Origin of the sequence: Mesorhizobium sp. B2-7-3, assembly GCF_006440715.1 — a bacterium.
In the GTDB taxonomy this organism is placed as follows: Bacteria; Pseudomonadota; Alphaproteobacteria; order Rhizobiales; family Rhizobiaceae; genus Mesorhizobium; species Mesorhizobium australicum.
Map to the genome: position 1 here is coordinate 206,614 of NZ_VFTY01000009.1, position 23,762 is coordinate 230,375.

The following is a 23,762-nucleotide window of genomic DNA, read 5'->3' on the forward strand; positions in this document are numbered from 1 at the left end:
CAGATTGTGGAGACGGAAGATGACCAGCATGAAGGGCAGCGATATCACCCCCGCCGACGCTGACCCCATCGAAGTCGACGTGGCGATCGTTGGCGCCGGAATGGCCGGCACCACGCTGGCAACGGTGTTGGCAAATGCCGGCCGCAAGGTGGCACTGATCGATCCGCACCGCGTTCATCACGACGAGTTCCGGGCCGAAAAAATCGGTACCGATCAGATACGGCTGTTCGAGAAGCTCGGCCTCGACAAAACGATCATGCGGCACGTCACGCCGTTTGACGACATTCATGTCTTCCGCCTTGGCCAGCTGTTCTCGCGTGAGCGCAGGCCCGAATACGCATTTTCCTATGCCGCCTTGATCAACGGGCTGCGCGATGCCCTTCCCCCGCAAGTGCCGATAACGGTCGGCAAGGTCGCCCAGGTCTCGACCGGACCGGATCGGCAGCGCCTCGTGCTGAACGACGGCAGGGTCATCACGGCTCGCCTGCTGGTGGTCGCCACCGGTCATAGCGAAGCGGTGCGGCGCGCCATCGGCGTCGAGCGGGTCGAGCAATCGAAAGCTCATTCGCTGTCGATGGGTTTCGACCTCGCCATTCCGCCGCGCGAATGCGTCTACCAGGCCGTCACCTGCTACGGCAGGCGGGCCAGCGACCGCGTCGCCTACATCACCGTCTTTCCTCTCGGCGACAAGATGCGGGCCAACATGTTCGTCTATCGCACCGTGGCCGAACAATGGACGAGGGACTTTCGGGCCAATCCGCAGAAAATGCTTTGCGAATTGATGCCTGAAATATCGGCGCAATGCGGCAACTTCGCTGTCTCAAGTCCCGTCGAGGTCCGGCAGATCAACCTGACCACGACGCAAGGCCATCGCCGCGACGGGGTCGTCTTCATCGGTGACGCGTTCTGGACGACATGCCCGACGCCGGGCGTCGGCATAGGGCGGGTCATGATCGACGTCGATCAGCTCCATTCCGTTCACATTCCACGCTGGCTGGAAACGCCAGGCATGGCGGCGGACAAGATCGCCGCTTTCTATGACGATCCGGTCAAGCTGGCCTCCGATGAGGCCGGCATGCGTGTGAGCGTCTACGCCAGGCGGATCACCACCGAAACCGGGCTGGAATGGCGCGCGCGGCGCCTGCGCAACAACACGGCACGCAGGCTGATGATCATCGGCCGCAAGGTGCGCCATTTGGGAATGCGGCGGGAGCCGGGCATGGCGTGAGGGGGCTTTCCACCCTCTATCGTCATCGTGGTTCTGTCCTGAGGGCCGTACCTCTAACCTGCCTCCACCCCTCCCGGAGAAGGAAACCGCTGGAGCGCTTCACCGGGACAGCGACATCGCGCTCAAAAAGCAGATCCAGTGCCGTTCGGTGGGAACAAGCGGCTTGCCGACAGGTTATTCCCGCAGGAGATCCTGTCATGGTCAAGAATATCGACCGCGCGTTGCAGGATGCTATTCTGGCAATGCGCATTCTTCGCAAATCCATCATTGATCATGGGCATATGGAAGCCATGGCCGAATTTGACGGCTTGATGAGCGTGACCATATCGGAGGCCGAGCGCCAACTCACCAGTTGGCAGACCGGTCATCGCGCCGAGCGATCGGACCACGCAGAATCCTGACGCGATCTCAAAGCTCCCACCCAACGGAACCTTGCCGAACGGCGTTGGTTTCATGGAATGCGATACGCTGCCGGAGGACAAAGTGGCCCGATCGGTCGACAAGCATAAGCTTGAGAGAGCCGATCGCGAGTCGCGGCTCATCCTCGACGCCGAACGGCAGGCCCGCGACGCAAAGACCGAGCGCCTTCGCAAGCAGCGACTGTCCGCCGAGCCAAGCGGCGAGCGACAGAAGCCCGCACCGCCGAAGCGGCGTGGGTGACGGCCTGCTCGTTCGCAAAGGCAAAAGGCGCGATCGGTCGATCGCGCCCTTGTTTCAGCAGGCGAATGCGTTCAGGTCGGTAACCCTGAAGGTCCAGCGAGAGCAGTGACGGCCGAAAGCCGTTCGCGCTTCTGCCAGGTTGGCTTCTCGTATTTCTTCACCAGCCATCTCCCCTTGTTGGAAACCGCAGAGAAGACCGGCTTCGCCGCCAATGTCAATCGTACCAGGACGGCCGTGGTGATTGTTCGAAACGCCCCGCGCCGGGTGAATTGGTCTACCGTGCTTTCAAATCCGCCGGCACGGGATAGATTTAGGATCGAGAAAGCGCCACAAGGCGCGTGGGAGGACCTTGCCAATGTCAGACACCGCCTTGCCGCTGGTGATCAGCGCGCCCGAGCCGCGCACGCTCGAACTGATCTTCACGCCGCCGCAGCTGGCGCGCCTCAAGGCGCATTATCGCATCGTCGAGACGACGCCCGACGGCGTGGCGCGGCTGCCGGCCCAGGTGCTGGCCGAGGCCCGCTACATCGTCGGCCAGCCGCCGATCTCCCCGCGGACGCTTGAAGCGATGAAGGCGCTGCGCTGCGTCTTCAATGTCGAGAGCAACCTCCTCGACAACATGCCCTACGAAACACTGTTCGCACGGGGTATCCATGTCGTCACGACGGGCCAGGTCTTCGCCGAGCCGGTAGCCGAGCTCGGCCTGGCCATGGCGCTCAACCTTGCCCGCGGCATCGTCGATGCCGATCTTGCTTTCCGCAAAGGCGAGGAACTGTGGGGCGGCGACGGCAACCAGACGGCGCGGCTGCTTTCGGGAGCCGATGTCGGCATCATCGGCTTCGGCGATCTCGGCCGCGCCCTCAACCGCCTGCTGTCGGGCTTCCGCACCCACACGAAGGTGTTCGACCCCTGGCTGCCGCCGTCGATCCTGAGGGAAAACGGCGTCGAGCCGGCCTCGCTGGACGAGGTGCTGTCATCAAGCGACTTCGTCTTCGTCGTCGCCTCGGTAACCTCCGAGAACCAGGGGTTTCTGGGCGCCGATGCTTTTGGCAGGATGCGCAAGGGAGCCGCCTTCATCCTGCTCAGCCGTGCCGGCGTGGTCGATTTCCCCGCCTTGATGGCGGCTGTGAAGAGCGGCCACATCCTTGCCGCCAGCGATGTCTTTCCCGAGGAGCCGCTGGCAGTCGAACATCCCGTGCGCGCGCTGCCCGGCTTCCTGCGCTCCGCCCATCGCGCCGGCGCCCTCGACATCGCCTTCAAACGCATGGGCGACATGGTGCTGGAGGACATGGACCTGATCGACCGTGGCCTGCCGCCGCTGCGCTCCAAACGCGCCGAGCGCGAGACGGTGTCGAGGATGCGCTCGAAGCCGTCCGACAGGAATTGAGCAACCGCGCCGGTGTGAGCATTGCTCGACCGCATCGACGAGGTTTTGTACCAAACCGTACGTTGAATCCCCTTTGAGATGCACCTTCGGAGGCGTAAAAAACAACCTCAGGGAGGTAGCGATGGTTGGAAGCCATATAGACGTGGCGCGGGCAGCTATCGAAGCCAGCTTCCTGCTACGACATCGTTCCATTGCTGGAAACATCGCCTTTCGCCGCGAAATGGACCATTCCAGGCGCGCGATCGCGCAATCGCGCGAGCTTCTGAAACGCCTTCGCCAACGCCAGCGCGATGGCAACAGTCGAGCCTGGGAAGCTACAGACCCGGTTCCCTTTGCCGTCTCAGCGTTCGATGCTGACATTCTGCGCGCTGTGTTTCGAGATCTGGTCTCCGAAGCGAACGTGCCCGAGTGTCAATGGCGCGATCTGGCCAAAAGCCTGGTTCACGAGTTTACCGGCTGCGAGCTGGTCGAGACCGGCTTGATAGAATGGCTCATCCACAAATAGTGACCCGCAAAGGTCCGTGAGCCCGTCTCCCAGAGATGCCCGCGCTTCCTGATGGAACGATCGCGCCGCCGGCTGGTTTTGCAAATGGCCGGGCGGTGGGAAGCCCGGCGTACTCGGAAGGCCCGTCACGAGTCGCGTCGGTGGCGGGCCTTTCCCTGTCCAGCAGCGATATTGGCCGAAGGTCCCATTCGTGGCCGTGCAGTGGGCGCCCTTCTCCGAACCGGTCCTGGTCGGCCAGGCCTTCGTGCTGACCGGAGCGGGGCAGGCCTGCCTGCCGGTCATCATGCGCCAGCAAGTCGGCAGGATCAGCCTGCGCCACGCGATGCGGATGTGCGGCGTCGTCAGCCTCGACCAGCTTGTGGCCAGCCTCGCGCGCGAACGCTAGAGTGGTCTGGGCCAATGACGATTTGGCCGGGCCAGCAAGAGGATCGCGATGCTCAACACGGTCGACTATGGCGGCAAGGAAGCCGATATCGTCCATGCGCTGGAGGAAGACATCATCTTTGGCCGGCTGGCGCCCGGCACGCGGCTGGTCGAGGACGTGCTGCTGGCCCGCTTCCCGGTCTCGCGCCACACCATCCGCCAGGCCCTCTACCAGCTGGAAAGGCTTGGCGTCGCCACGCGCGAGCGCAACAAGGGCGCCACGGTGCGCCGGCTCGCCCCCGAGGAAGTCCGCCAGATCTACGAGGTGCGCGAGATGCTGCAGCGCCAGGCCGCGCTGATGATCCGGCTGCCGGCGAGCGAGGCGCTGATCGCCGAGCTGATCGAGATCCACCGCGTCTACAGCACCCATGTCGACGCCGGCTACCTCAGAGGCATCCATGAGGCCAACGACCGCTTCCACCTCACCATGTTCTCGGCCTGCGGCAACGCCTATCTCGTGTCCTCGATCGAGCACTATATGCGCCTCAGCCTGCCGGTACGGGCGAATTCGCTGGCCGACCGGGACAAGCTCGAAATCTCGCGCCAGCATCATCTGATGATGATCGAGGCGCTGAAGCGCAGCGACAATTGGGTGCTGGCGCAGCTCTGTGTCGATCACCTGCAGCCGAGCAAGGCGTTTTATCTCAGGGAGGTCGAGATGGGACCGGGGGGCCGCGACGCCGGCCAAGGATGATGATGGGCAGCGCCGGGGACAGGTGACGCGCCGCTGCTGCGCCGTTCTATCTGACCTTGATGACGACCTTGCCTTTTGCCCGTCCGGTCCCGACATAGGCCAATGCTTCGTTGGTCTGTTCGAATGGGAAGACCCGATCGACGACGGGGCGTACGGCGCCGGATTCGATGAGCGACGTGATCTTGCCCAGCTGGTCGCCCTGCGCCCACATGAACAGGAACGAATAGTCGACACCGGCGCGTTTTGCCTTGCGGCGTATGCCACGGCTGAGCAGGCCCACGATCAGCCTCAGGACGATATTGAGGCCTTGTTTCCTGGCAAAATCGGAATCCGGGGGACCGGAGATGGAGATCAGCTTGCCGCCCGGCTTCAGAACGCGCAGCGATTTTTCGAGCGTCTTGGCGTCCTGGCTGTTCAGGATAACGTCGTAGCCCTGCAGGACGTTTTCGAAATCGTCCTTCTTGTAATCGACGACGATATCGGCGCCGAGACTTTTGACCAGATCGGTGCTCGCCGCGCTCGCTGTTGTCGCGACCGTCGCGCCGAGATGCTTCGCCAGCTGGATGGCGAAGGTCCCCACCCCGCCGGAACCGGCCTGGATGAAGACTTTCTGCCCCTTCCTCAGTTTGGCTTTCTCGACCAGCACCTGCCAGGCAGTCAGGCCGACGAGCGGGATCGAGGCGGCCTCTTCCATGCTGAGGTTTTTTGGCTTCAGGGCCACGTCGGCTTCGTTCATGGCTATGGATTGCGCGAATGTCCCGATCCGGCCATCGCGCGGCCGGGCATAGACTTCGTCGCCTGGCTTGAAGCCGCGGACTTTCGATCCGACCCGCACGACGATTCCTGCCACGTCGTGGCCCAGAATGAAGGGCGGGCGATAGGGCAGGATGGGTTTGAACTCTCCGTCCCGGACTTTGGCATCCAGGAGGTTCACGGCGGCGGCATAGATCTCGACCAGGACATCATCGTCCCGCGGATCCGGCTCTGGCATTTCGGCCAGCCGCAGGGCGCCCTTCTTCTGATATTTGTCGACGACAAAGGCTTTCATCATGGTCACTTTCTGAAAATCGTTTGCTCAGGCAGGCAAGCGGAACTGCTTGCGCAAGGTCTTGTCGAACATCCCGGCGGGCGCGAAGCGACGCAGCAGGCTGACCTGCCGGGCCGCCTTGCCCGCGGTGTAGCGCCGGCGCGGCTGGCTGGCGGTCGCCGCTTTGACGACCACATCCGCCACCACTTCCGGCCGATCGGCTTTGGGCATCACATCGGCAAGCAACGCCTTGAAGCCGGCTCGCGCCCGATCGTATTCCTTCAGCACGGAATCCGGTTCTATTCCATTCTGGTCGAAGACGGTGCGCACGAATGCCGGCTCGATGACCGAGACGCGAATATTGAAAGCACGAATCTCATGATCGAGCGATTCCGAATAACCTTCGAGCGCGTGCTTGACCGCGGAGTAATGCGCCGAATATGGCGCGGGTACCAATCCCAGGATCGAGCCGATATTTATGATGCGTCCTACGCCCTGCCGCCGCATCGACGGCAACACCGCATTGGTCACGCGCATGACGCCGAACAGATTGACGTCGAACAGCGCCTGCACCTGCGAGATCGAGGATTCTTCGGCTCCTCCAAACATGCCGACGCCGGCATTGTTGACCAGCAGATCGATGCGGCCGGTCTGCGCGTGTATGGTTGAAACGAGTGCATCGATGGCCTTGTCGTCGGTCACATCGCAAACCAGCATGGTTACTCCGTTCGGGCCGTCGCCGAGCTTGCGGCGGCTTGTGCCGAACACGGTAAATCCCGCTCGCGCCAGCGCTTCCGCGCTGGCGCGGCCGATGCCCGAGGAGGCTCCCGTGACGAGCGCGGTCTTTCCCGAATTCCTGTTCATTTGGTGCTCCAAAATCATGAGGGCTAGCTTTTTCGCCTCGTTAGAATTATGCTCGTAATATCATATTACGCTCATAATGCAATAGAAGAAAGGAATCGCAGCCATGCGCTATGAAAAAGGCCGGAAGGGCGCCTCGCGCAGCCGGATCATGGAGGTTGCCGCCAACCGTTTTCGCGGTGACGGTATCGCCGCGTCCGGGCTCGCAACCATCATGAAAGACGCCGGCCTGACCAACGGGGCCTTCTATCCGCACTTTCAATCAAAGGCGGCGCTTGTCCGTGAAACCGTGGCAGCGGCCTTGGAGGATCAGTCGGACCAGATCCGCGAAGCTTTGGCTGCCGGCGGCCTGGATATGGCCATCGACGCTTATCTGTCGACGGCACACCGGGACAATCCGGGACAGGGCTGCGCGTCCGCCGCATTGCTGCCGGAGATCGCACGCGAGCCTTCCGAAACACGTCAACTCTATACCGAGCGCTTGCTGACCCAGGTGCGCCAAGTGGCGGCGGAACTGCCGCCGCGGACCCGGAATCGGGAAAGCGTTGCGCTGGGCATCTTTGCGACCCTTATCGGCGCCCTTCAGATGGCCCGCGCCGTGGACGGAACGGAACTCTCGGAACGCATCCTGGCGGCAGGGGCAGACGCGGCGCGCACGCTGATCCAGCGGGATAGCGAGGCTTCCTCCTAGGTTCGAGCGAAGTTGTAGGCTCAGACGAAGTCTGCAAGGTGCCGGCAAGCTGACCTTGGCTTTCGTAGCAGAGGCGCTTGACGGTCGCTGGGCGCTGAAACTTTCCGCAAGCCGGCCTCGTTGCTGCGCAATCGCTTCCTGAGGCGATGACAAGTCCCTCCAATCAATGCCTCGCTGGCTGCGCCCGCGAGGCCTTTTTTGTGCGGCGACAAGGCCGTCCTGCCGGAACCCGGAACCATCCGCGAGCCGCGAAGTTGTCCAGACGACCTGAAGCCTGGTCGTCCAGCGTCAGCGGCGATGAGCAGCAGCGGGGAAGATTGCTCAAAACCAAGCAGTCGCCTGGAGCCGTGGCTCGCGTTCCAAATACCGCAAATATTTCAAAGGTTAGACAGAACACATTTTGGCTGAATGAGGGAATTTTGGTCTGATAAAACCGGAACTTTCGGACAAACTGTTTCGTTATAACCTTGATCGTTGCTTCGACGATCACAAAGCAACAGGGAAGGATCCAGTCATGAACATCAAGATGATCTGTCTTGGCGCGATGGCGCTTTCGATGGCCACCGGTTCGGCTCTCGCGGGAGGCAGCACGGGAACATCCGCTCTCGACGATCCTGCCAAGATGAAGCCGTTCTACACGGACTCAGGCATGAAGAAGATGGTCGGCAATGATGACTTCGTCAAAGCCTGGAAGGCCCTCACGCCCGAGGACCAGACCGCCATGAAGACCGCCTGCGCCGACGAGGCCAAGAACGCCAACCCGACCAACACGCATCCGGAGTTCTGCAGCAGCGTGAAATTGAACGGCGGCAGTTGATAACGCGCCGCAGCCGTGAAAACAGCCCCGTTCGCGGGGCTGTTTTCGTGACCGCCGTGCTTTGCCCTGCCGCTACTCATTCGGCCCCCACTCCAAGTGCCTGACCCCACGAGTTTTTGCCTCGATCAACACATTTCCCGCTTTTTTCAAGAAGAGGAAAAAACAGCGTCCTTGCTCTGGCCATGTTGCACTGCGAAATATATGCTGCATTGCAATATCGGCTACCCGGCCGGACAGGTGACGGCTGGGCGCAAACGAAGGAGCTGTCGTGGCGGCATCGTTTCGGCCTGACATACAGGGCTTGCGCGCGCTGGCGGTTGGCGGCGTCGTCGCCTACCATTTCGGCCTCACGGCGCTGCCTGGCGGCTTTGCCGGGGTCGACATCTTCTTTGTCATTTCCGGCTGGCTGATCACCACGCATCTGATGCAGGAGATCACCGAGACCGGCCGGCTCGACCTCTGGCGCTTCTATGCCAGGCGCGCACGGCGCCTTCTGCCGGCCGCCATCTTCGTCATCCTGGTCACGCTCGCCGTCGGCACCTTCATCATGGCGCCGCAGGAACAGGCGCTCTATTCGCGCGGCGCCATGTATGCCGCGGCCTACACCATCAATCTGTGGCTGCTGCGCTGGTCGTTCGACTATTTCGCCGCCGATGCCTTGAGCAACCCCTTCATCCACTTCTGGTCGCTGTCGGTGGAGGAGCAGTTCTATCTCGTCTGGCCGGCACTGCTTGTCTTCGCCGCCTGGCTGCATCGGGGCCGGCGCATGACGGTGCTCGTGATCGGTACCGTCGGCCTCGCCTCCTTCGCGGCTTGTCTCTGGCTCACCAGTCTCTCGCCGGCCTGGGCTTTCTATTTCTCGCCGCTGCGGGCCTGGGAATTCGCCGCCGGCGGCCTGGCGACCTTTGCCGCGCCAATCTTGTGGCGGCATCAGTCCTGGCTGCGGGCGGCACAGGGATGGCTGGGCTTGGCGCTGATCGCCGTCGCCTATCTCTGTTTGAGCGAAGACCTGCCCTTCCCCGGCTGGTACGCGCTGCTGCCGGTTGCCGGCTCCGTGCTGGTGCTGTTGAACGGCGCCGGCGAGCAGGGCGATGCCCCGGCCAGGACTCGCTGGCGGGCCTTGGCGCCCGCCGCCATGCTCTCGCTGCCGCCCTTGCAGTGGGTCGGCACGCTCTCCTATTCGCTCTATCTCTGGCATTGGCCCGTCATCGTCTATGCCACCATGTTGCAGCCCGACCTCGGCGTGCCGCAGCGCATCGGCTGCGCCGTGCTGGCGCTGGCGCTGTCGGCGGCCACCTACCGGCTGATCGAAAACCCCGCGCGGCGCGGCGACTGGCTGGCGGCGACAGCCAGAGCCTTTCGCTTCGACGCCAGCCCGGCCGCAGGACTGCTTCGGCTTTTCCCCGGGCTTGCCCTCGCCCCGGCCCTCGTGCTGACCGCCGCCGGCGTGGCTGCGGCCTACGCCAACGCGCATCTGGCCACGCGCAACATCGACCCCACCCAGCGCGGCATCGAAGAGGCCGCCGAACAGCCGTCCATCGCGCGCGCCGTCGACAAGGACTGCCTGCTCGATTTTCACAAGGTGGAGCCGAAACCTTGCACCTTCGGGCCGGCCGACGCCGCCCACACCATCGTGCTGTTCGGCGATTCGCATGCCGACCACTGGTCGACGCCGCTGGTCGAGGCAGCAAAACGCAACGACACCAAAGTGATCACCTACCTCAAATCCTCGTGCCGCGCTTCACGGCTGTCGACCTTCAACGCCGTGCTCAAGCGCGACTACACCGAATGCGACGCCTGGCGCGAACAGGCGATTTCAGACATTATCCGCAGCAAGCCGCGCCTGGTGGTGATCTCGGAGTTCTCGATCGGCAATCTGACACGCGACATGTCCGCCGCCAGCCGCAAGGCCGAGATAGCTCGCTGGCAGGCTGGCCTGCGCTCCACCTTGGAGGCCTTCAGCCAGGCCGGCGTCGAGGCCGCCGTCATCCGCGACACGCCGATCGGCGACAGCTTCGCGAACGCCTGCGTCGCCCGCGCGCTGTGGTGGCGCGAGGCGCCGTCGCTGTGCGACACGCCGAGGGCCGAGGCCGCCAATGACGACGTGGCCGCCGCCGAGCGCGCGGTGGTGAAAAGCATCCCCGACACGCTCTATGTCGACCTCACCGACCGCTTCTGCGGCCCGACCGAATGCCACGTCTTCATCGACGGCAAGCTCGCCTTCCGCGACAGGCATCATCTGGCGACGGCCTTTGCCGAGACATTGGCAGGACCGCTGGAAAAGGCGCTGTTCTAGAGGGTTTCCTTTCTCCTGCGGAAGAAAGAAGAGGCGCCCGCTTACTCGGCCCCCGTTGCATCCAGGGGAAATGGACAGCGGCGGCCAAGGTTCAAAACGCCCCCCAGCATGCTGACAGGTACGGCCAGGGCGGCATCGCCGGACAGGTCCTTTCGCGCCCCGGCAAACAGCTCGAACGATCGATCCACCGATTTATGGGAACAGGGCCGCGGCTGCAGCGTTTATTAGGCGCACCTTAAGAAGGAGGTTGTCATGAAAAAGCTCTTGCTTGCATCCGTGATCGCGGCCGCTTCGGCGATGGCGGTGATCGCTCCGGCAAATGCCGCCAGTATCACGCTCGGCATCGGGAACGGCTATGATGACGACTACTACGTTCCCAGACATCGCGACTATTACCGTCACTACTCCGACGATAGCGACTATTACGGTGGCTACTCCGACGATGGTGCCTATTACCGCCGTCACCACTATCGTTATGGCGTGTACGACGACGGCTACCGGCCGCGCTATTACGGCATGTACCATCGGCGCTGCCACACCGAGTTGGTGAAGCATTGGCGCCATCACCACCGTGTAATCGAGAGAGTGCGGGTCTGCGGCTACTGACCTTGGGATTTTATCCGGCCGGCGTTAGCCGGCCGGATCAATATTACCGTCCGGCTTGCGTAAAACACCAGCATCTGCCGGCGCGCCCGCATCGTCGGGGTTGAACAACCCTAACGCCCCATCATCATCCCATAGTGCACGGCCAGCAGGTCGAGCCCTACCTTCAACAGCTTCGTCACCACGTCGCGGCCTTCGCCATCCTGTTCGGCCACGGTCTTCACCGGCTGTTCCAGGCACACGACCTTATGCACGATTGCCGCCACATCCCAATGCCCGAGGGCCCGTGTTGCGGCGGCGTGCGCGCGGCCGGCGTTGAGCACGCTGTCGGCGATGCCGCCGCCGATGCGGCCGCCGTCGACGCGCTCCGTCCAGCGCATCGGCTTGATATCGGCCTGCTGGCTGCACCGGAAGTGCTCGCGGTAGCGCATGCCGGCCTCGCGCTGTTGGCGGGTCAGCGAGGTGATGCCCAGCAGCGGGTCGACATTGCGCACCCGCACGATGCCGCCGGTGGAAGTGTGGCCGTCATTCGACACCTCGTAGACGCGCCGCGCCTCGGCCGTGCCCGGTGTCAGCCGCTTGCGGCCGAAGGCATCGTCCTTCAGCGCGAAATCATGGCCGACCTCGCGACGGATGCGCACCTGCTCGGCCTCGCCTCTCGGCAGTTTCGGCGCTTGCGGCCTGGCGGCCTTGGTTTTTTTGGGCATGGGTGGCTCCTTGGTTGTGTTCGAGTGGTGGCCAATTCTCAGTCGGCTCTGGCATGGCCGAGGGCGTCCCCCTCTCCGTCCGGGCTTCGCCGGGCCACCTGCCCGCCGCTTCGCACAGGCGAGGAAACCAGGCCGGCGCCCCTCCGCGCCAGCAACTCCCGCATCACCCGCCGCTCGCGCACTTCGATGCAGAGCTGCGCGCTCGAAGGGCAGAACTGCGCGTTGCCGCTCCTCACCTCGCCGCGCACGAAGCGCTGGATGGCGGCCTGCAGGTCGCCCAGCTCGGCATCCCTGATCGCGCCGAGGTAGCCGCGCAGTTGCATCTCGACGTCAGTCAGGGCGGATTGCGGGAAGCAGGAGAACATTGCCGCCAGCGCCTTCGTTGCCTGCTGCAGTTCGACCGTGGTCATATCCGCGGATCTCCTCGATGATGGCGTTGGCGGCGTCCCCGTGGGTTTTCGGCCTGGTCCAGCCCGGCGGCTTTTTGAGCCGGCCCGGTCTTTCGCGCCCTTCGCGCGCTGAAAAAGCCGAAGCTTTTTCCATCTGGTTTCTGGACTCTGGAGAATGCCGCGTCAAAACATCGGCATTTGCTTGGGTATGCGCCTTTGTTTTCAAGGCGGTGGCGGCTCCGCCGCGCGCGCCGGCGGCCGCTCTCGCCTCGCTCTTGAGCCGCGCCTTGCGCAGCTCCTTCGTCAGTCTCTTGTGTCCGATCTCGTCGCCCTCGCGCTCGAAGAAGGCGAGCAGTTCGGCACTGATCGCGCGCCATCGCTTCAACGGCAGGCGCGCCACGCGCGCCAGCCTGGCGTCATCATCGGGCAGGCTTCCCCCGGCATTCCACATCGCCATCAGCAGCAGCATGTAGGCGCCGATCTGCTCGGTCGAGAGTTGCAGCGTGTCGCCGACGAAATCGGAGACGTAGAGCTGCATGAAGGGCCGTTCGCTCATGCCGTGCACCACCTCGTTCTTACAGCCGCGCTAATGGAACCCGCCGCCGGTCCGGACGTTGTGACGCGTCCATGCCCAAGGGGAGGATTGCCCATGACGGCTTTCATGCCGGTGACCCTGCGTTTCTGCGACAACAAGACCATGCTGGTCGGCTCGGTGGCCGATGCGGCGACAGCGCTTCGTCACCAATGGCCCGACAAAACCGCGCCGGGCTATCTCGAGGCGGCGCGGCTCGTCCGGCTCGCGGTCGAGGGCACTTGCTGTCCGCGCCCCGCCTTCGAGACCTTCCGCGAGGCGGCCAGGCAACAAGGCATATTGGTGGCCAAGCCAAGAAGCCGCGCGCATGAGTGGCTCGACGCGGCGGCGAGCCCCTGAGACGGCCGCGATGCAACCGGCGGCAGGCCTTGTGCGTTTATGAGCGTCGGCTCGGAAGCCGCGCCCGCACCGAAGGTGAATGCCGTGGGTACGATGAAGACCGGAGTGCCGCTCAAAGTCTCCCTGGACGGCCACGTCGAGGAGATCGAGACTGTCAGCGAGGCCGCCGATTTCCTGCAGCGCTGGCCGATCGAGCGGCGGGGCCACGTCTATCGCAGCGCCCTCAACGCCTGCAGCGCCGCCATCGCGGCGCAGATCTCGCAATCCGATGCGATGAAAGTGTTCACCGGCTTTGCCCGGGTTGCCGGCATTCTGGTTGCCGGCGGCGGCCCGGCGACGATGCTGGAGCGACGGGCGGCGCAGCCGCCTAGACAAGGGCGCCAGATGCCGAAATAGCGGTGCGGCGCGATAGGCGTTCACGGTAATTCTCCCGATATTGGCGGCGATCGAAACTGGTGACGGCGGCGTGAGAAGCGCCTTTTCCTCCATTCAACGGGGAGAAGGGACCGAGCTTCACCCGGCTTCGCAAACAGGGCGGTGAAAGCGCGCCTGATGGTAGCCGCAGTAGCTTTTCAACGCCGTGGTGCGCATGCCGCAGCACAGCATGTCCTGGCTGGGCCGTCCGCCGGGCTGACCATTTTTAGCATCTTCCTCCGGCGCTAGGTCGAGCGGAGCACGGCAGCGGGTGAACAGGCAATCGATGAAGCGCATGGCCACGCCATGCGGCTGCCGGGCGATAGGACCGCGCGGCGACGCCGGCACCTTGAAGCGGTAGGTTTGCCCATCAGCGATCAGCACGCCCGCCTCGCGTCGGAAAAGCCGTGGCCGGACGGGCGAAGGGGCCTGCTTCGGCCGCACGGCCGGTGTGCTCCCCGGCTGCGGGATGGCGCCGGCACGGCTCGCCGGGGGTTTCGCCTTGGCGGGTCGGCTCGCCGCCTTCGCCATCGCCGTGCCGGCCGCCGGCGGGCCCTTGCCTTTGGCGAAGCCGATCGCGCCTAGCATGGCGTTGCGATGGACGATGCCGATAATGGCGTTGCGCGATACTGGGCTGCCGCGCTGTGCGCTGAACGCCGCCGCGATCCTGGAGGCCGAAAGCCCATCCCCGAGCCAGGCGGCAATCGCCTGCAATTCGCTGTCACTGTAGCTTGCCATGTCCGTCTCCATTGCGCGGCCAGCGGCCGCCGTGGACGGCGCCGTCAGGCAAGCGTGGGGTTTGCCCGCGGCCGTCATGGGCGCTGTCGGGCCTGGTCGGCCTGTCGGCCGCTGGGATTGCTGTGGACGAGCCGGCTCTCAGCCTCGCCGGGCGACCTGCGGCGAGGCGCGCAAGCCGCGCCCGCGCCAGGTCGCTATCGGGGGGCCGAACCAGCCCTGCCCGTCATCGGCTCGTACAGGATCTACGGTGCCGTTCTGCGTGCGACAGGCAACACCCGCGGCCGGGTCGAATGGGGGGCCGGAGCCGCGGGGAGCGGCGGCTCCGGCCGTTCCGGCCGCCGGGAACGGGCGGACCGGACGCAAGGCCGATGCACCAACGCAATCGGCTTCGCGCTTCGCCCCGGCCGGGGAGGAGGCGGCCGGGGCGGAAGGGAAAGGGCAGGCCGGCAAGGCCGGTCTGGAGGTGCTGTCGACTCTGAGAGGGTTGAGCTTTTGCATAAGTCGATATAAGCATAACTCAAAAAATCATGCAAGCCATTCTTTCATGGACGAAAGCAGGACTTGCCGGTCACATGAGGCCATGGTGAAAACGCAACTGTCGATCAGGGTCGGGGCCGCGATCCGCCAGGCACGCAAGCAGCGTGGCCTGGTCATGCGCCACATCGCCGAGCACAACGACACCGATGTCGCCGCCGTCGGCAACTGGGAAACCGGGCGCAACCTGCCCAAGACCGAAAACTTGCTGAAGACCGCCGCCTTCCTGCGCGTCGACCCCGTGGCGCTGGGCCAAGGGCAGGTCGTCTTCCTCGACGATGCCGGCCCGGTGGCGGACGCCGAGATCGTCACCGACGCCGGCCCGCTGCCGGCCGGAGCGATGGACATTCCGGTGCTGGGCGCCGCCGTCGGCGGCGACGACGGCGACTTCACCTTCAACGGCGAGCCGGCAGGATACGTGCAGCGTCCGCCAGGGGTCCGCAACCTGCCGAGAGTATTCGCGCTCCATGTCCTCTCGGATTCCATGGTGCCGCGCTACGAACCCGGCGACATGATCTATTGCGGCGGCCGCGACGCGGTGCCGGGCGACCATGTGGTGATCGAGACCTTTCCCGACGAGAACGAGAAGAACGGCAAGGCCTTCATCAAGAAACTGGTCCGGCGCACGGCGGGCGAGCTGGTGGTCGAGCAGTACAATCCGCCCAAGACGCTGACCTTCAATCGCTACGCCATCAAGCACGTCTGGCGGGTGATTCCGCTGAAGGAACTGCTGGGATACTAGACCGGGCCTGCGTGGCGTGGGCTATCGCCCGCGAGCCACGATAGCATTCAGCGTCAAGGACAACACCGTGACGGTCTTGCAAGCCTTTCACGGCGGGCGAGACGTTGCCCTCTTCGACGAAGACACGTCTGCTGACGCCTTAGGCAGCCGGCGCCCTCAAGCCCGCCTCGACCCCTCCAGCGGCACGTCGCGGCCGCTCAGCATGCGCGCTTCCGAGCGCACGCGCTGGCGCTCGTCGATGAAAGCGGCCTGGATCGAGATCGCCGTGCCAGGCAGCCCGTCGGCCCGGCAGGCCGAGCAGACGATGCGGCCCGACAGCGCGGCCAGCGGCGTGCTCCCATTCACACCGAAGCGCTTCAACTGATCGGGCCGCCACCACCTGTTGCGGCCGCAATCGGCGCACTCGACCGACAGCGAGGCGACCTGCGCGATCACTGCTTCCCTGCCTGGCAACGCCATCACTTCTCCGTCCTTTTGTTCGTGCTTTGTTCTTATCTTCCCGTGTTTCGAAGCAGGAGTCGAGTCGCAGTTTCCAAACTCCTCCAAAAGTCTCCCTTCTATGTCTGTTTGAGTTATGCTTATATCATACTTGCAAATGTGAGTCGGCGCGGGATCACCTCGCGCCAGATCCGGGAGCAAGAATGGATGCCGATTTCGCCCGCGCCTGCGGCTACACCGGCGATAGTCCCGCCTTGCTCGAAGCCTTCGAGGCGATCCGCCGCACCGGCATCGCGCAGGCCCGCCTGGATCATTTCAGGCGCAAGGCCGTCATCGACGAGTTGAAGCGCGCCGAGCCGCTGTTCCTGGCCGCGATCGGCCCGGCGCTGTCGGCGCACGAAGCTGTCGAGGATACAGCCCGTTTTATCGCCGGCTGGCGCAACATGCCGCGCTGGCGCCAGGAACGGCGCCTGGCCGATCTCGCCAGGGCGAAGCAGCAGCGGCTCGTGGCGCGCTTCTTCCGCCGTTTCGGCCATCGTCTTTGGGCACTTGAAGCAGCCTGAGGCCCGAGCACGGCTGGACCGAGCCATTTGCGGGTTTCAATCCCTGATTTTTCTTTCTAGATTGCGCCCGGGGTGCCTGTTCGTTCGACGCACATAATTTGGAATGTTCAAGACTGCCCGCTCAAACGTTCAGACCTGGATAACGGCCGGCGCGGGAACCATTGCCGCCTTGTTCGTCGCCGGCCTGATGGGGGCATTCGGCGCCCTGCCCGCCCATGGTCCACCACAATTGCCGCCAGATGCCGTCATCGAGGCCGGTCGCTGGCGCCTGCAGCCGGTGCGCGCCTATGTCGGCCATGCCAGGGTCCACGGCGTGCCGCTGAAGCCGGGCCAGAAGGCGCTGGTGCTGGAAATCGACATGACCAACCGCACCGCGCAATCCGACAAGGGCTATTTCAACGTCTTCGCGCCGGACGGCGTCATCCTGTCCGATCCCGTGCCGATGATCGTGTTGACACGCGATCCCACGATGACGCCGGAACTGCATCCCGGCATGACCGAGCGCATGGCCTATGTCTGGCCGCTTGCCGGGGACGCCGCCGTGCCGGCAAGCCTCGCCTTCGGCGTCACCGCCGAGATCTTCAAGCCGCGCGACAATCTCTATGGCACACCAGGCTGGTACAACCCCTACCGGCTCGGCACCGTCACCTTGCCGGTCGCCGACCTGCCGACGGCCGGGCAGTCGCAGAGTGGGCAGTCTCAGAGTGGGCAGCCGGAAAGCGGCCCATGAGGATACGCGTGCTTGGCAATCTCGCGATCCTTTGCGCCACCGTGGTGCTGAGCTACGGCATGCAGATGACGAAGCCGCATTATGCCGACCTCACCGCACCTATCCCCATCGATGGTTCGATGCATGACACGGTGCGCGCGCGCAGCTTCGCTGTCAGCTTGGACAAGGTGATCTTCGCGCGCCAGCTCAAGACCAATCAGTTCGGTCAGGAAAAGCTTTTGACGACCAGCGGCCTATGGGCGGTGGTAACAACAAACCTCACCGCGACCAGCACCTCCACGGCGGTCGCCGACGGCTTCTGGCAAGGTCCGACCGGGCTGCGATATCACCAGACGGAGCGGCTGGGCTACCGCCCCGACATGCCGCCGCACGGCGTCGATCCGGGCCTGGACAACCATGGCCTGTTCGTCTTCGAGGTACCACCGGACCAGATCCGCGGCGCCAGGCTGCTGATATCAGCGCGCCAGTTCGGCCCGCTCGACGCGCAGGCCCGCATCAGCCTCGACGCGCTGCCGACCGGCGCTGACGGCCAGCCGGCCGACATCCTGCCGGAATTCGACCTCGACGGGGCGCCGGGCCTGACACCGCAGGACAAGACACCGCAGGGCAAGACATGAGCGCCGTTTCGACAGACACCCCGACCGTGGACCGGCAATCCGAGCGACGATGGCGCCGGCGCGGCTTGATGGCGCTCGCCATCCTGCTGCCGCTGACACTGGCCGAGACCAGCCATGACAGCGTCCGCGAATGGCTGCATGGCGAGGACCTTATCGCCAGGGATGTCGAGTTCGGCCAATCCGTGCCGTTCGGCGGCAGCGGCTGGAAACTGGCCGATTTGCGCGGCGGCAAGGCCGGCCGCGTGCCCAACCACGCCTACGCCGTCATCGCTACCTTCACCGTGACCATTGGCGACCCAGACCTGCAGAAACAATGGCTGGACTGCAAGCTGATGCTGACCGACGCCGCCGGGCGCCGATGGCTGCCCGATTTCATCAGCGGCGTCAGCCTGCCCGACGGCGTGATGAATTGCGCTTCGGCCATCTTCTCCGGCGCCAAAAGAGGCGACGTCATCACCATCGGCGACATTTTCATCGTGCCCGAGGACGCGGTGAAAACCATTCGCCCCGCCGTCGGGCTGGGCAGCGAACGGCCGTGGTATCTGCGTTTCCAGCGGCCGCCGAAGTGACAGCGCCCCAGGCTCGACTCTGCAAGGCCGGCGCCAACAAATCCTCTACTTCCGCGCTTCGACAGTCCCGGTCACCCGCTTGGGCAGCGAGAACGCCGTCTCCAGCACGGCGGCGAGAAAACATATCCTGATCGGCTCGATCAGGATGCCGGTGGAGGAATCCTGGAACGGGCTGCCGAACAGCAGCGTCAGTCCATGGGAGAAAATCTGCCAGACATCGAGCTCGTGCGGGCCAATCAGCCGCGTCGCGCCAAGCCACAGCCAGGCCGCGCCCCAGTCGAGCAGGCGGTAGCCGACGATCAGCGTGCACAAAAGCACCAGGCTGGAACTCACCGTCAGCCGCACGCCATTGGCGATTGGCAGATAGCGCGAACGATAGCCGGCGATGAAATGCTCGACGAAATCGCGCAGGAATTTCGGCAGTCCGGCATAGCGCCGGCCGAACCGCTCGACGCGGCTGTCGACCCGCATCAACGCCGCGTCGTCGCGCACGTCATAGCCATAGATCAGCGCCGCCATCACCAGCCAGATCAGCGGCAAGAGCATGTAGAAAAACAGATTGACCGCCACCGTCGAGGGCCCGATCGAGGTGATCTCGACCGTCACCACAGATGCGGCGCTCGTCGCCGTCACCGGGCTCGCCAGCCCGTCGATGGACGCCTGCAGCACGGACCAGAGATTGCGGCTCATCAGCCAGTGCAGCGCGCTGTCCTTCCAGCGGCTGATGACGTAGAGACCGACGAAGATCCAGTTGGTCTCGCAGATCACCACGACGATCTGCCAGAACGAGGTTGCTCTCGTCTTCGTCTGCATGAACTTGGCCAACCGGCGGATCAGCCATGACACGGCGACCGAAATCAGCAGCCAGCGCGAATCGAGCACGTCGAGCACATTGCCGCTCTGGCCGAAATCGGCCTGTTCGAGCGAGGCGCGCGAATATTGGCGCACGATATCGCCGAGGAACCCCCAGGCGGCGTAATAGGCAAAGAACGGCAGCAGCGCGATGGTGATCATGCGCACCAGCCGCGAGCCGCGCCGGTCAGTACCTCTCGCCTCCTTGCCAGCGACTTCGCTCTCGGAGGCCGCGGCCTTGTCCGCGCCGCGCTGCGCGGCCAGCACATTGGGCAGGCCTGGCCGCAGCACATGGAACATCGCAACCGTCACCACCAGCTGCGCAAGCGCCACCAGCGTCAGCATGGCAAGCCCGGCGAAATGGTTGGCGAGCGCCACCCTGGCAGCCAGCTGCAGCAGGAGATCGCCGGCCAGCACCCCGGCCAGCACCAGCGCCACGAGCTGCGGCCAGAAGCGCCGCAGCAGCGAAAAACTCAAGCTGATCGGCCTGATGATGTCGGCAACCATGAGATTCTTTCACGCTGCCCCCGCGCGAAGCCTTTCTAGCAAGGCGCGGATGTTTTGCAAGAAATGGGGCAGCTTTCCTGGCAAACGGCTAGGGTGAGCGCACAACCTCTCGCTCCTATCGCCTCACCCGCGACTTCAGCCAGCGGTCGAACGCCACCGCCAGGATCAGGATCAGCCCGATGACGATGCTTTGCGTGTAGGACGAGACGTTGTTGAACTGCAGGCCGTTCTGCAGCACGCCGATCAGGGCGGCACCCACCACCGTGCCGCCGACCGAGCCGATGCCGCCGAACAGCGAGGTGCCGCCGATGACGACGGCGGAGATCACCGTCAATTCGTAGCCGATGCCGGCGACCGCTTCGGAAGAATTCAGCCTGGCCGACAGCACGAAGGCGGCGAGCCCGGCGAAGAAGCCGACGATGACATAGACCGAGACCAGGATACGGTCGACCCGCAGGCCCGACAGCCGCGCGGCCTCGGCATTGCCGCCGACGGCATAGACGGCGCGGCCATAGCGGGTGTAGCGCAGCACGATATGGCACAGGATGGCGGCGATGGCGAAGATGATCGCCGGCACCGGCACCGGACCGATCAGCCCGGTGCCGAACCAGCGCATCGAGGCATCGAAGCCCGAGATCGGGCCGCCATTGGAAATGGTCAGCGTCAGCCCGCGGAATACCGTCAGCCCACCCAGCGTGACGACGAAGGGCGGCACTTTCAGCCTTGTGATGGCGAACCCCTGCACGCCGCCGGCGAGCGCACCGACCACGACAGCAGCGAGCAACGCCGCGAACCAGCCAAAACCTTGCGTGCCTGACGTGGACAGCGACAGCGTGTTGGCGGTGCCGCCCTTGGCGACCACGGCCGCGACCATGCCACAGAAGGCGAGCAGCGAGCCGACCGAAAGATCGATGCCGGCGGTGAGGATGACGAAGGTCATGCCGAGCGCGATCAGCCCGGTGATCGAGATCTGCCTGGTGATGTTGAACAGGTTGATCGGGTCGATGAAGCTTGGCTTCAGCACGGTGAAGACGACGACCAGCGCCGCCAGGAACAGCAGCGGCCCAAAGCTCATCAAAAGCCGCGCGATCGTCACGCCGCCGCGCTGGCTCTGTTCCTCGGCGATGCTCATCGTGCCTGCCCCTCCGCATCCTGTGCCGGCGTATCCTGCCTGTCGAGCGCCATCAGTTCCATCAATCTTTCCTCGTTTGCCTCGACGCCCGGCATTTCGCCGGTGATGCGCCCCTTGCGCATGGTGACGATGCGGTCCGACACCGCCAGCACCTCGGGCAATTCGGACGAGATCATCATCACCGCGATGCCGCGCGCCGCCAGTTGCACAAGGATCTGGTGCACCTCCGCCTTGGCGCCGACATCGACGCCGCGCGTCGGCTCGTCGACGATCAGCACTTTCGGGTCGCGCGCCAGCCAGCGCGCCAGGATCACCTTCTGCTGGTTGCCGCCCGACAGGCCCTCGATCGCCTGCTCGGCCGAAGCCATGCGGATCGACAGCATCTTCCTGAACCCCGACAGCGCGTCGCGCTCGCGCCGCTCGGCCATGAAGCCGAAGCCGTTGCTGAAGCGCCCGAGGGACGCGACGGAGAAATTCGGCAGGATACCAAGTGCCGCGAAGATCGCCTGGTGCTTGCGGTCTTCCGGCACCAGCCCAATGCCGAGCGCGATGGCGTCGGCCGGCGATGCGGGCGCGATCTGCTTGCCGTCGAGCGTGATCGTTCCCGCCGCGATGCGGTCGGCGCCGAAAATGGCGCGCGCCAGCTCCGTGCGGCCAGAGCCGACGAGGCCGGCAACGCCGAGGATCTCTCCCGCCTTGAGGTCGATATCGACACCGTCGAGCACGATGGCGTGCGGCGCTTCGGGATCGCGCACGGTGCGCAAGCCCCGAACCGACAGCACCACATCGCCGGCCGCCGCGCGTTGCGCCGGACGGGCGTAAAGTTCGGAAGCGGCGCGGCCGACCATCTTTTCGATGATGGCGGGCAATTTGACCGGCCCACCCTGACGCTCGAGATGTCCCGCCAGCCTGCCGTCGCGCAGCACCGTCATGCGGTCGCAGATGGCGGATGCCTCTTCCAGCCGGTGGGTGACGAACATGATCGCGACATGGTCCTTGCGCAGCCGGTCCATGATCGACAGCAGCCTCTGCACCTCCGTCTCGGTCAGCGCCGAGGTCGGCTCGTCCATGATGATCAGCCGGCTTTTCAAGGACAACGCACGGGCGATCTCGACCAGCTGCTGCTCGGCCACCGACAGCGCCGAAACCGGCGTCATCGGATCGATGGTAAGGCCTACACGGGCAATGATGGCGCGGGAATCCTGTTCCATCTTGCGCCAACTCACCAGCCCAAGCCGGCCGATCGGCGCGCGGCCGATGAAAATGTTCTCCGCCACTGTCAGCGTCGGGATCAGGCTGAGTTCCTGGTAGATGGTGACGATGCCCAGCCGCTTGGCCTCCTGCGGGCTCGCCGGCTGGTACTCGGCGCCGTCGAAGGTGATGCGGCCGCCGGACGGTGGCATGACCCCCGACAGGATTTTCAGAAGCGTCGATTTCCCCGCGCCGTTTTCGCCAAGCAGGCCAAGGATTTCGCCGGCGCGGACATCGAGCGAGACATCGCTCAGCGCGGTGACGCCGGCGAAATGCTTGGTGAGGCCTTCGACGGAAAGCAGGACGGGGGATGCGGCTTCAGATGGAGACAAGGAGTGCTCCTTGATGCGGTTCAGGCTGCGCTTGAACACCCCCCTCTGGCCGGCGGGACAGAGGGGGGTGCTGTCCCGCCTGCCTCGCCAATCGGCCGATGTCCACCCGCCCCTACTTCGTCTCGTTCAGCCTCTCCGCCTTGTCGAGATTGTCCTTGCCGATGACGATGGGCGTCAGCAGCACCAGCTTCTCCTTCGGCTCGGTCTTGTCCTTGGCGTAGGCGACCGCGATCTGCACGGCGGTGCGCGACTGCTTGCCTGGGAACTGTTCGACCGTGCCGGCGAGCTTGCCGTCGCGCACGGCCACCAGCGCTTCCGGCAGCGCGTCGAAGCCGTAGATCTTGACGTCGCTGAAATTTCGCGCGGCACACGCTTCGAGCGCGCCGAGCGCCATGTCGTCATTGGCGCAGATGATGGCGTCCGGCTTGCCGTTGGCGGCAAGGCCGGCTTCCGTCACCGTCAGCGCCTCGGCGCGGGCGAAGTTGGCGGTCTGCTCGTAGACGATCTGGTACTTGTCCTTCAGCGGATCGAGCACATTGTGCACGCCCTTGTTGCGGTCGATCGCGGGACCCGCGCCCGGCTGGCCCTGCAGGTGGAACAGCTTGGCGCCATTGGGGAACGCCGCCACCACGGCCTGGGCTTCCGCCTCGCCGCCCTTGACATTATCGGCGCCGACATGGGCCAGAATGCCCTGGACACCGTCGACGCGGCGGTCGATCGTCACCACGGGAACGCCGGCCTTGACCGCTTCCTCGATGGCTGGCGCCAGCGCGTTCACGTCGAGCGGCGAGATGACGATGGCGTTGACCTTCTGCACCAGCGCCGCCTCGATGTCGGCGGTCTGCTTGGTGGCCGAGTTCTGGCCGTCGCTCTCGGTCAGGTTGACGCCTTGCGCCTGCGCTTCGGCCTTGATCTCATTCAGCATGTGCACGAAGAACGGAAAGCCGAGACTGGGCACCGAGCCGAGAATGGTGAGTTTGTCCTCGGCGAAAGCCGAGCGTGCGGCGAGCATCATGGCGCCCGCGGCCACGGACGTCATCAGGAATTCGCGTCTGTTCATGGGTTCCTCCTCCACAGAAGCGCACGGCCCCTAAAAACCGGGACCGGTTTCAGGAAGGATCATG

Annotated in this window: 29 protein-coding genes; 18 read left to right on the top strand and 11 right to left on the bottom strand. The window is 64.6% G+C overall.

Going from position 1 to position 23,762, the window contains the following annotated elements; translation table 11 throughout:
- Positions 1–19: 19 nt before the first annotated feature.
- The 7 genes from FJW04_RS21175 to FJW04_RS21205 all read left to right on the top strand — a co-directional run bounded on the left by FJW04_RS21175 (position 20) and on the right by FJW04_RS21205 (position 4,897).
- Positions 20–1,228 carry an NAD(P)/FAD-dependent oxidoreductase gene (locus tag FJW04_RS21175; protein ID WP_181173017.1) on the top strand — a complete coding sequence of 403 codons (1,209 nt, stop codon included), beginning with the start codon at positions 20–22 and terminating at the stop codon, positions 1,226–1,228.
- 197 nt (positions 1,229–1,425) lie between these two features.
- The gene (locus FJW04_RS21180) at positions 1,426–1,629 is read left to right on the top strand and encodes a hypothetical protein (RefSeq protein ID WP_140617918.1); all 204 of its coding nucleotides are present in this window, start codon (positions 1,426–1,428) and stop codon (positions 1,627–1,629) included.
- Positions 1,630–1,660: 31 nt separating this feature from the next.
- Positions 1,661–1,888, top strand: a complete 228-nt coding sequence (locus tag FJW04_RS21185; RefSeq protein WP_246673941.1) for a hypothetical protein — start codon at positions 1,661–1,663, stop codon at positions 1,886–1,888.
- 355 nt (positions 1,889–2,243) lie between these two features.
- On the top strand, positions 2,244–3,275 hold the full coding sequence (locus tag FJW04_RS21190; protein WP_140716471.1) for a hydroxyacid dehydrogenase: 1,032 nt from the start codon (positions 2,244–2,246) through the stop codon (positions 3,273–3,275).
- Positions 3,276–3,396: 121 nt separating this feature from the next.
- Entirely contained in the window at positions 3,397–3,780 is a 384-nt protein-coding gene (locus FJW04_RS21195; protein ID WP_140716473.1) for a hypothetical protein, read from the top strand.
- A 190-nt stretch (positions 3,781–3,970) separates the two neighbouring features.
- Complete coding sequence (locus FJW04_RS21200; RefSeq protein ID WP_224596980.1) at positions 3,971–4,165, top strand: hypothetical protein; 195 nt, start codon at positions 3,971–3,973, stop codon at positions 4,163–4,165.
- A gap of 48 nt (positions 4,166–4,213) precedes the next feature.
- A complete protein-coding gene (locus FJW04_RS21205) occupies positions 4,214–4,897 on the top strand; it encodes a GntR family transcriptional regulator (protein WP_140716475.1) in 684 nt (227 codons plus the stop codon).
- A gap of 46 nt (positions 4,898–4,943) precedes the next feature.
- Here FJW04_RS21205 and FJW04_RS21210 read toward each other — a convergent pair whose 3' ends face one another.
- Positions 4,944–5,945 carry an NADP-dependent oxidoreductase gene (locus tag FJW04_RS21210; protein WP_140716594.1) on the bottom strand — a complete coding sequence of 334 codons (1,002 nt, stop codon included), beginning with the start codon at positions 5,943–5,945 and terminating at the stop codon, positions 4,944–4,946.
- A gap of 27 nt (positions 5,946–5,972) precedes the next feature.
- Positions 5,973–6,788, bottom strand: a complete 816-nt coding sequence (locus FJW04_RS21215) for an oxidoreductase (protein ID WP_140716477.1) — start codon at positions 6,786–6,788, stop codon at positions 5,973–5,975.
- A 103-nt stretch (positions 6,789–6,891) separates the two neighbouring features.
- Here FJW04_RS21215 and FJW04_RS21220 point away from each other — a divergent pair, with 103 nt between their 5' ends.
- From FJW04_RS21220 to FJW04_RS21235, 4 genes are all read left to right on the top strand, one after another.
- Entirely contained in the window at positions 6,892–7,476 is a 585-nt protein-coding gene (locus FJW04_RS21220) for a TetR/AcrR family transcriptional regulator (RefSeq protein WP_140716479.1), read from the top strand.
- Between the two features lie 514 nt (positions 7,477–7,990).
- Positions 7,991–8,293, top strand: a complete 303-nt coding sequence (locus tag FJW04_RS21225) for a hypothetical protein (RefSeq protein ID WP_015316825.1) — start codon at positions 7,991–7,993, stop codon at positions 8,291–8,293.
- Between the two features lie 268 nt (positions 8,294–8,561).
- Positions 8,562–10,589, top strand: a complete 2,028-nt coding sequence (locus tag FJW04_RS21230; RefSeq protein WP_140716481.1) for an acyltransferase family protein — start codon at positions 8,562–8,564, stop codon at positions 10,587–10,589.
- A gap of 252 nt (positions 10,590–10,841) precedes the next feature.
- Complete coding sequence (locus FJW04_RS21235) at positions 10,842–11,195, top strand: hypothetical protein (RefSeq protein WP_015316823.1); 354 nt, start codon at positions 10,842–10,844, stop codon at positions 11,193–11,195.
- A 110-nt stretch (positions 11,196–11,305) separates the two neighbouring features.
- On the opposite strand, the gene FJW04_RS21240 is transcribed toward FJW04_RS21235, so the two are convergent.
- The 3 genes from FJW04_RS21240 to FJW04_RS21250 are packed head-to-tail and all read right to left on the bottom strand — an operon-like array spanning position 11,306 to position 12,844.
- The gene (locus FJW04_RS21240; RefSeq protein WP_140716483.1) at positions 11,306–11,899 is read right to left on the bottom strand and encodes a DUF6456 domain-containing protein; all 594 of its coding nucleotides are present in this window, start codon (positions 11,897–11,899) and stop codon (positions 11,306–11,308) included.
- 38 nt (positions 11,900–11,937) lie between these two features.
- The gene (locus tag FJW04_RS21245) at positions 11,938–12,309 is read right to left on the bottom strand and encodes a hypothetical protein (protein WP_140663511.1); all 372 of its coding nucleotides are present in this window, start codon (positions 12,307–12,309) and stop codon (positions 11,938–11,940) included.
- Positions 12,230–12,844: a DUF1376 domain-containing protein gene (locus tag FJW04_RS21250; protein ID WP_140716485.1), complete on the bottom strand. Its 615-nt coding sequence runs from the start codon at positions 12,842–12,844 to the stop codon at positions 12,230–12,232. Before FJW04_RS21250 ends, FJW04_RS21245 begins: the two co-directional genes overlap by 80 nt.
- Before the next feature lie 93 nt (positions 12,845–12,937).
- Here FJW04_RS21250 and FJW04_RS21255 point away from each other — a divergent pair, with 93 nt between their 5' ends.
- Positions 12,938–13,219: a DUF982 domain-containing protein gene (locus tag FJW04_RS21255; protein ID WP_140716487.1), complete on the top strand. Its 282-nt coding sequence runs from the start codon at positions 12,938–12,940 to the stop codon at positions 13,217–13,219.
- Between the two features lie 39 nt (positions 13,220–13,258).
- Complete coding sequence (locus FJW04_RS21260; RefSeq protein WP_140716489.1) at positions 13,259–13,615, top strand: DUF982 domain-containing protein; 357 nt, start codon at positions 13,259–13,261, stop codon at positions 13,613–13,615.
- Between the two features lie 117 nt (positions 13,616–13,732).
- On the opposite strand, the gene FJW04_RS21265 is transcribed toward FJW04_RS21260, so the two are convergent.
- The gene (locus FJW04_RS21265; RefSeq protein WP_140716491.1) at positions 13,733–14,371 is read right to left on the bottom strand and encodes a GcrA cell cycle regulator; all 639 of its coding nucleotides are present in this window, start codon (positions 14,369–14,371) and stop codon (positions 13,733–13,735) included.
- A 580-nt stretch (positions 14,372–14,951) separates the two neighbouring features.
- Here FJW04_RS21265 and FJW04_RS21270 point away from each other — a divergent pair.
- Positions 14,952–15,647 carry a helix-turn-helix transcriptional regulator gene (locus FJW04_RS21270; RefSeq protein WP_181166485.1) on the top strand — a complete coding sequence of 232 codons (696 nt, stop codon included), beginning with the start codon at positions 14,952–14,954 and terminating at the stop codon, positions 15,645–15,647.
- Positions 15,648–15,803: 156 nt separating this feature from the next.
- On the opposite strand, the gene FJW04_RS21275 is transcribed toward FJW04_RS21270, so the two are convergent.
- Positions 15,804–16,106: a hypothetical protein gene (locus tag FJW04_RS21275; RefSeq protein WP_015316815.1), complete on the bottom strand. Its 303-nt coding sequence runs from the start codon at positions 16,104–16,106 to the stop codon at positions 15,804–15,806.
- Positions 16,107–16,288: 182 nt separating this feature from the next.
- Here FJW04_RS21275 and FJW04_RS21280 point away from each other — a divergent pair, with 182 nt between their 5' ends.
- The 4 genes from FJW04_RS21280 to FJW04_RS21295 all read left to right on the top strand — a co-directional run bounded on the left by FJW04_RS21280 (position 16,289) and on the right by FJW04_RS21295 (position 18,564).
- Positions 16,289–16,648, top strand: coding sequence for a hypothetical protein (locus tag FJW04_RS21280; RefSeq protein ID WP_140617907.1), 360 nt, complete (start codon positions 16,289–16,291; stop codon positions 16,646–16,648).
- Between the two features lie 103 nt (positions 16,649–16,751).
- On the top strand, positions 16,752–17,378 hold the full coding sequence (locus FJW04_RS21285; RefSeq protein WP_140716493.1) for a hypothetical protein: 627 nt from the start codon (positions 16,752–16,754) through the stop codon (positions 17,376–17,378).
- A complete protein-coding gene (locus FJW04_RS21290) occupies positions 17,375–17,995 on the top strand; it encodes a hypothetical protein (RefSeq protein WP_140716495.1) in 621 nt (206 codons plus the stop codon). Before FJW04_RS21285 ends, FJW04_RS21290 begins: the two co-directional genes overlap by 4 nt.
- Positions 17,992–18,564, top strand: a complete 573-nt coding sequence (locus FJW04_RS21295) for a hypothetical protein (RefSeq protein ID WP_140716497.1) — start codon at positions 17,992–17,994, stop codon at positions 18,562–18,564. Before FJW04_RS21290 ends, FJW04_RS21295 begins: the two co-directional genes overlap by 4 nt.
- Positions 18,565–18,609: 45 nt before the next feature.
- Here the strand turns inward: FJW04_RS21295 and FJW04_RS21300 are convergent, their stop codons facing one another.
- From FJW04_RS21300 to FJW04_RS21315, 4 genes are all read right to left on the bottom strand, one after another.
- Positions 18,610–19,923: a hypothetical protein gene (locus FJW04_RS21300; RefSeq protein WP_140716499.1), complete on the bottom strand. Its 1,314-nt coding sequence runs from the start codon at positions 19,921–19,923 to the stop codon at positions 18,610–18,612.
- 115 nt (positions 19,924–20,038) lie between these two features.
- Complete coding sequence (locus tag FJW04_RS21305; protein WP_023774610.1) at positions 20,039–21,055, bottom strand: ABC transporter permease; 1,017 nt, start codon at positions 21,053–21,055, stop codon at positions 20,039–20,041.
- Positions 21,052–22,653, bottom strand: coding sequence for a sugar ABC transporter ATP-binding protein (locus tag FJW04_RS21310; protein ID WP_181173021.1), 1,602 nt, complete (start codon positions 22,651–22,653; stop codon positions 21,052–21,054). Before FJW04_RS21310 ends, FJW04_RS21305 begins: the two co-directional genes overlap by 4 nt.
- Positions 22,654–22,750: 97 nt before the next feature.
- The gene (locus FJW04_RS21315; protein ID WP_140663528.1) at positions 22,751–23,698 is read right to left on the bottom strand and encodes a substrate-binding domain-containing protein; all 948 of its coding nucleotides are present in this window, start codon (positions 23,696–23,698) and stop codon (positions 22,751–22,753) included.
- Positions 23,699–23,762: the final 64 nt, after the last annotated feature.

Coding starts and splice junctions, on each gene's coding strand:
- FJW04_RS21175 (WP_181173017.1), top strand. CDS start 20: ATGACCAGCATGAAGGGCAGCGATATCACCCCCGCCGACGCTGACCCC.
- FJW04_RS21180 (WP_140617918.1), top strand. CDS start 1,426: ATGGTCAAGAATATCGACCGCGCGTTGCAGGATGCTATTCTGGCAATG.
- FJW04_RS21190 (WP_140716471.1), top strand. CDS start 2,244: ATGTCAGACACCGCCTTGCCGCTGGTGATCAGCGCGCCCGAGCCGCGC.
- FJW04_RS21195 (WP_140716473.1), top strand. CDS start 3,397: ATGGTTGGAAGCCATATAGACGTGGCGCGGGCAGCTATCGAAGCCAGC.
- FJW04_RS21205 (WP_140716475.1), top strand. CDS start 4,214: ATGCTCAACACGGTCGACTATGGCGGCAAGGAAGCCGATATCGTCCAT.
- FJW04_RS21210 (WP_140716594.1), bottom strand. CDS start 5,945: ATGAAAGCCTTTGTCGTCGACAAATATCAGAAGAAGGGCGCCCTGCGG.
- FJW04_RS21215 (WP_140716477.1), bottom strand. CDS start 6,788: ATGAACAGGAATTCGGGAAAGACCGCGCTCGTCACGGGAGCCTCCTCG.
- FJW04_RS21220 (WP_140716479.1), top strand. CDS start 6,892: ATGCGCTATGAAAAAGGCCGGAAGGGCGCCTCGCGCAGCCGGATCATG.
- FJW04_RS21225 (WP_015316825.1), top strand. CDS start 7,991: ATGAACATCAAGATGATCTGTCTTGGCGCGATGGCGCTTTCGATGGCC.
- FJW04_RS21235 (WP_015316823.1), top strand. CDS start 10,842: ATGAAAAAGCTCTTGCTTGCATCCGTGATCGCGGCCGCTTCGGCGATG.
- FJW04_RS21240 (WP_140716483.1), bottom strand. CDS start 11,899: ATGCCCAAAAAAACCAAGGCCGCCAGGCCGCAAGCGCCGAAACTGCCG.
- FJW04_RS21245 (WP_140663511.1), bottom strand. CDS start 12,309: ATGACCACGGTCGAACTGCAGCAGGCAACGAAGGCGCTGGCGGCAATG.
- FJW04_RS21250 (WP_140716485.1), bottom strand. CDS start 12,844: ATGAGCGAACGGCCCTTCATGCAGCTCTACGTCTCCGATTTCGTCGGC.
- FJW04_RS21255 (WP_140716487.1), top strand. CDS start 12,938: ATGACGGCTTTCATGCCGGTGACCCTGCGTTTCTGCGACAACAAGACC.
- FJW04_RS21260 (WP_140716489.1), top strand. CDS start 13,259: ATGAGCGTCGGCTCGGAAGCCGCGCCCGCACCGAAGGTGAATGCCGTG.
- FJW04_RS21265 (WP_140716491.1), bottom strand. CDS start 14,371: ATGGCAAGCTACAGTGACAGCGAATTGCAGGCGATTGCCGCCTGGCTC.
- FJW04_RS21270 (WP_181166485.1), top strand. CDS start 14,952: ATGGTGAAAACGCAACTGTCGATCAGGGTCGGGGCCGCGATCCGCCAG.
- FJW04_RS21275 (WP_015316815.1), bottom strand. CDS start 16,106: ATGGCGTTGCCAGGCAGGGAAGCAGTGATCGCGCAGGTCGCCTCGCTG.
- FJW04_RS21280 (WP_140617907.1), top strand. CDS start 16,289: ATGGATGCCGATTTCGCCCGCGCCTGCGGCTACACCGGCGATAGTCCC.
- FJW04_RS21285 (WP_140716493.1), top strand. CDS start 16,752: ATGTTCAAGACTGCCCGCTCAAACGTTCAGACCTGGATAACGGCCGGC.
- FJW04_RS21290 (WP_140716495.1), top strand. CDS start 17,375: ATGAGGATACGCGTGCTTGGCAATCTCGCGATCCTTTGCGCCACCGTG.
- FJW04_RS21295 (WP_140716497.1), top strand. CDS start 17,992: ATGAGCGCCGTTTCGACAGACACCCCGACCGTGGACCGGCAATCCGAG.
- FJW04_RS21300 (WP_140716499.1), bottom strand. CDS start 19,923: ATGGTTGCCGACATCATCAGGCCGATCAGCTTGAGTTTTTCGCTGCTG.
- FJW04_RS21305 (WP_023774610.1), bottom strand. CDS start 21,055: ATGAGCATCGCCGAGGAACAGAGCCAGCGCGGCGGCGTGACGATCGCG.
- FJW04_RS21315 (WP_140663528.1), bottom strand. CDS start 23,698: ATGAACAGACGCGAATTCCTGATGACGTCCGTGGCCGCGGGCGCCATG.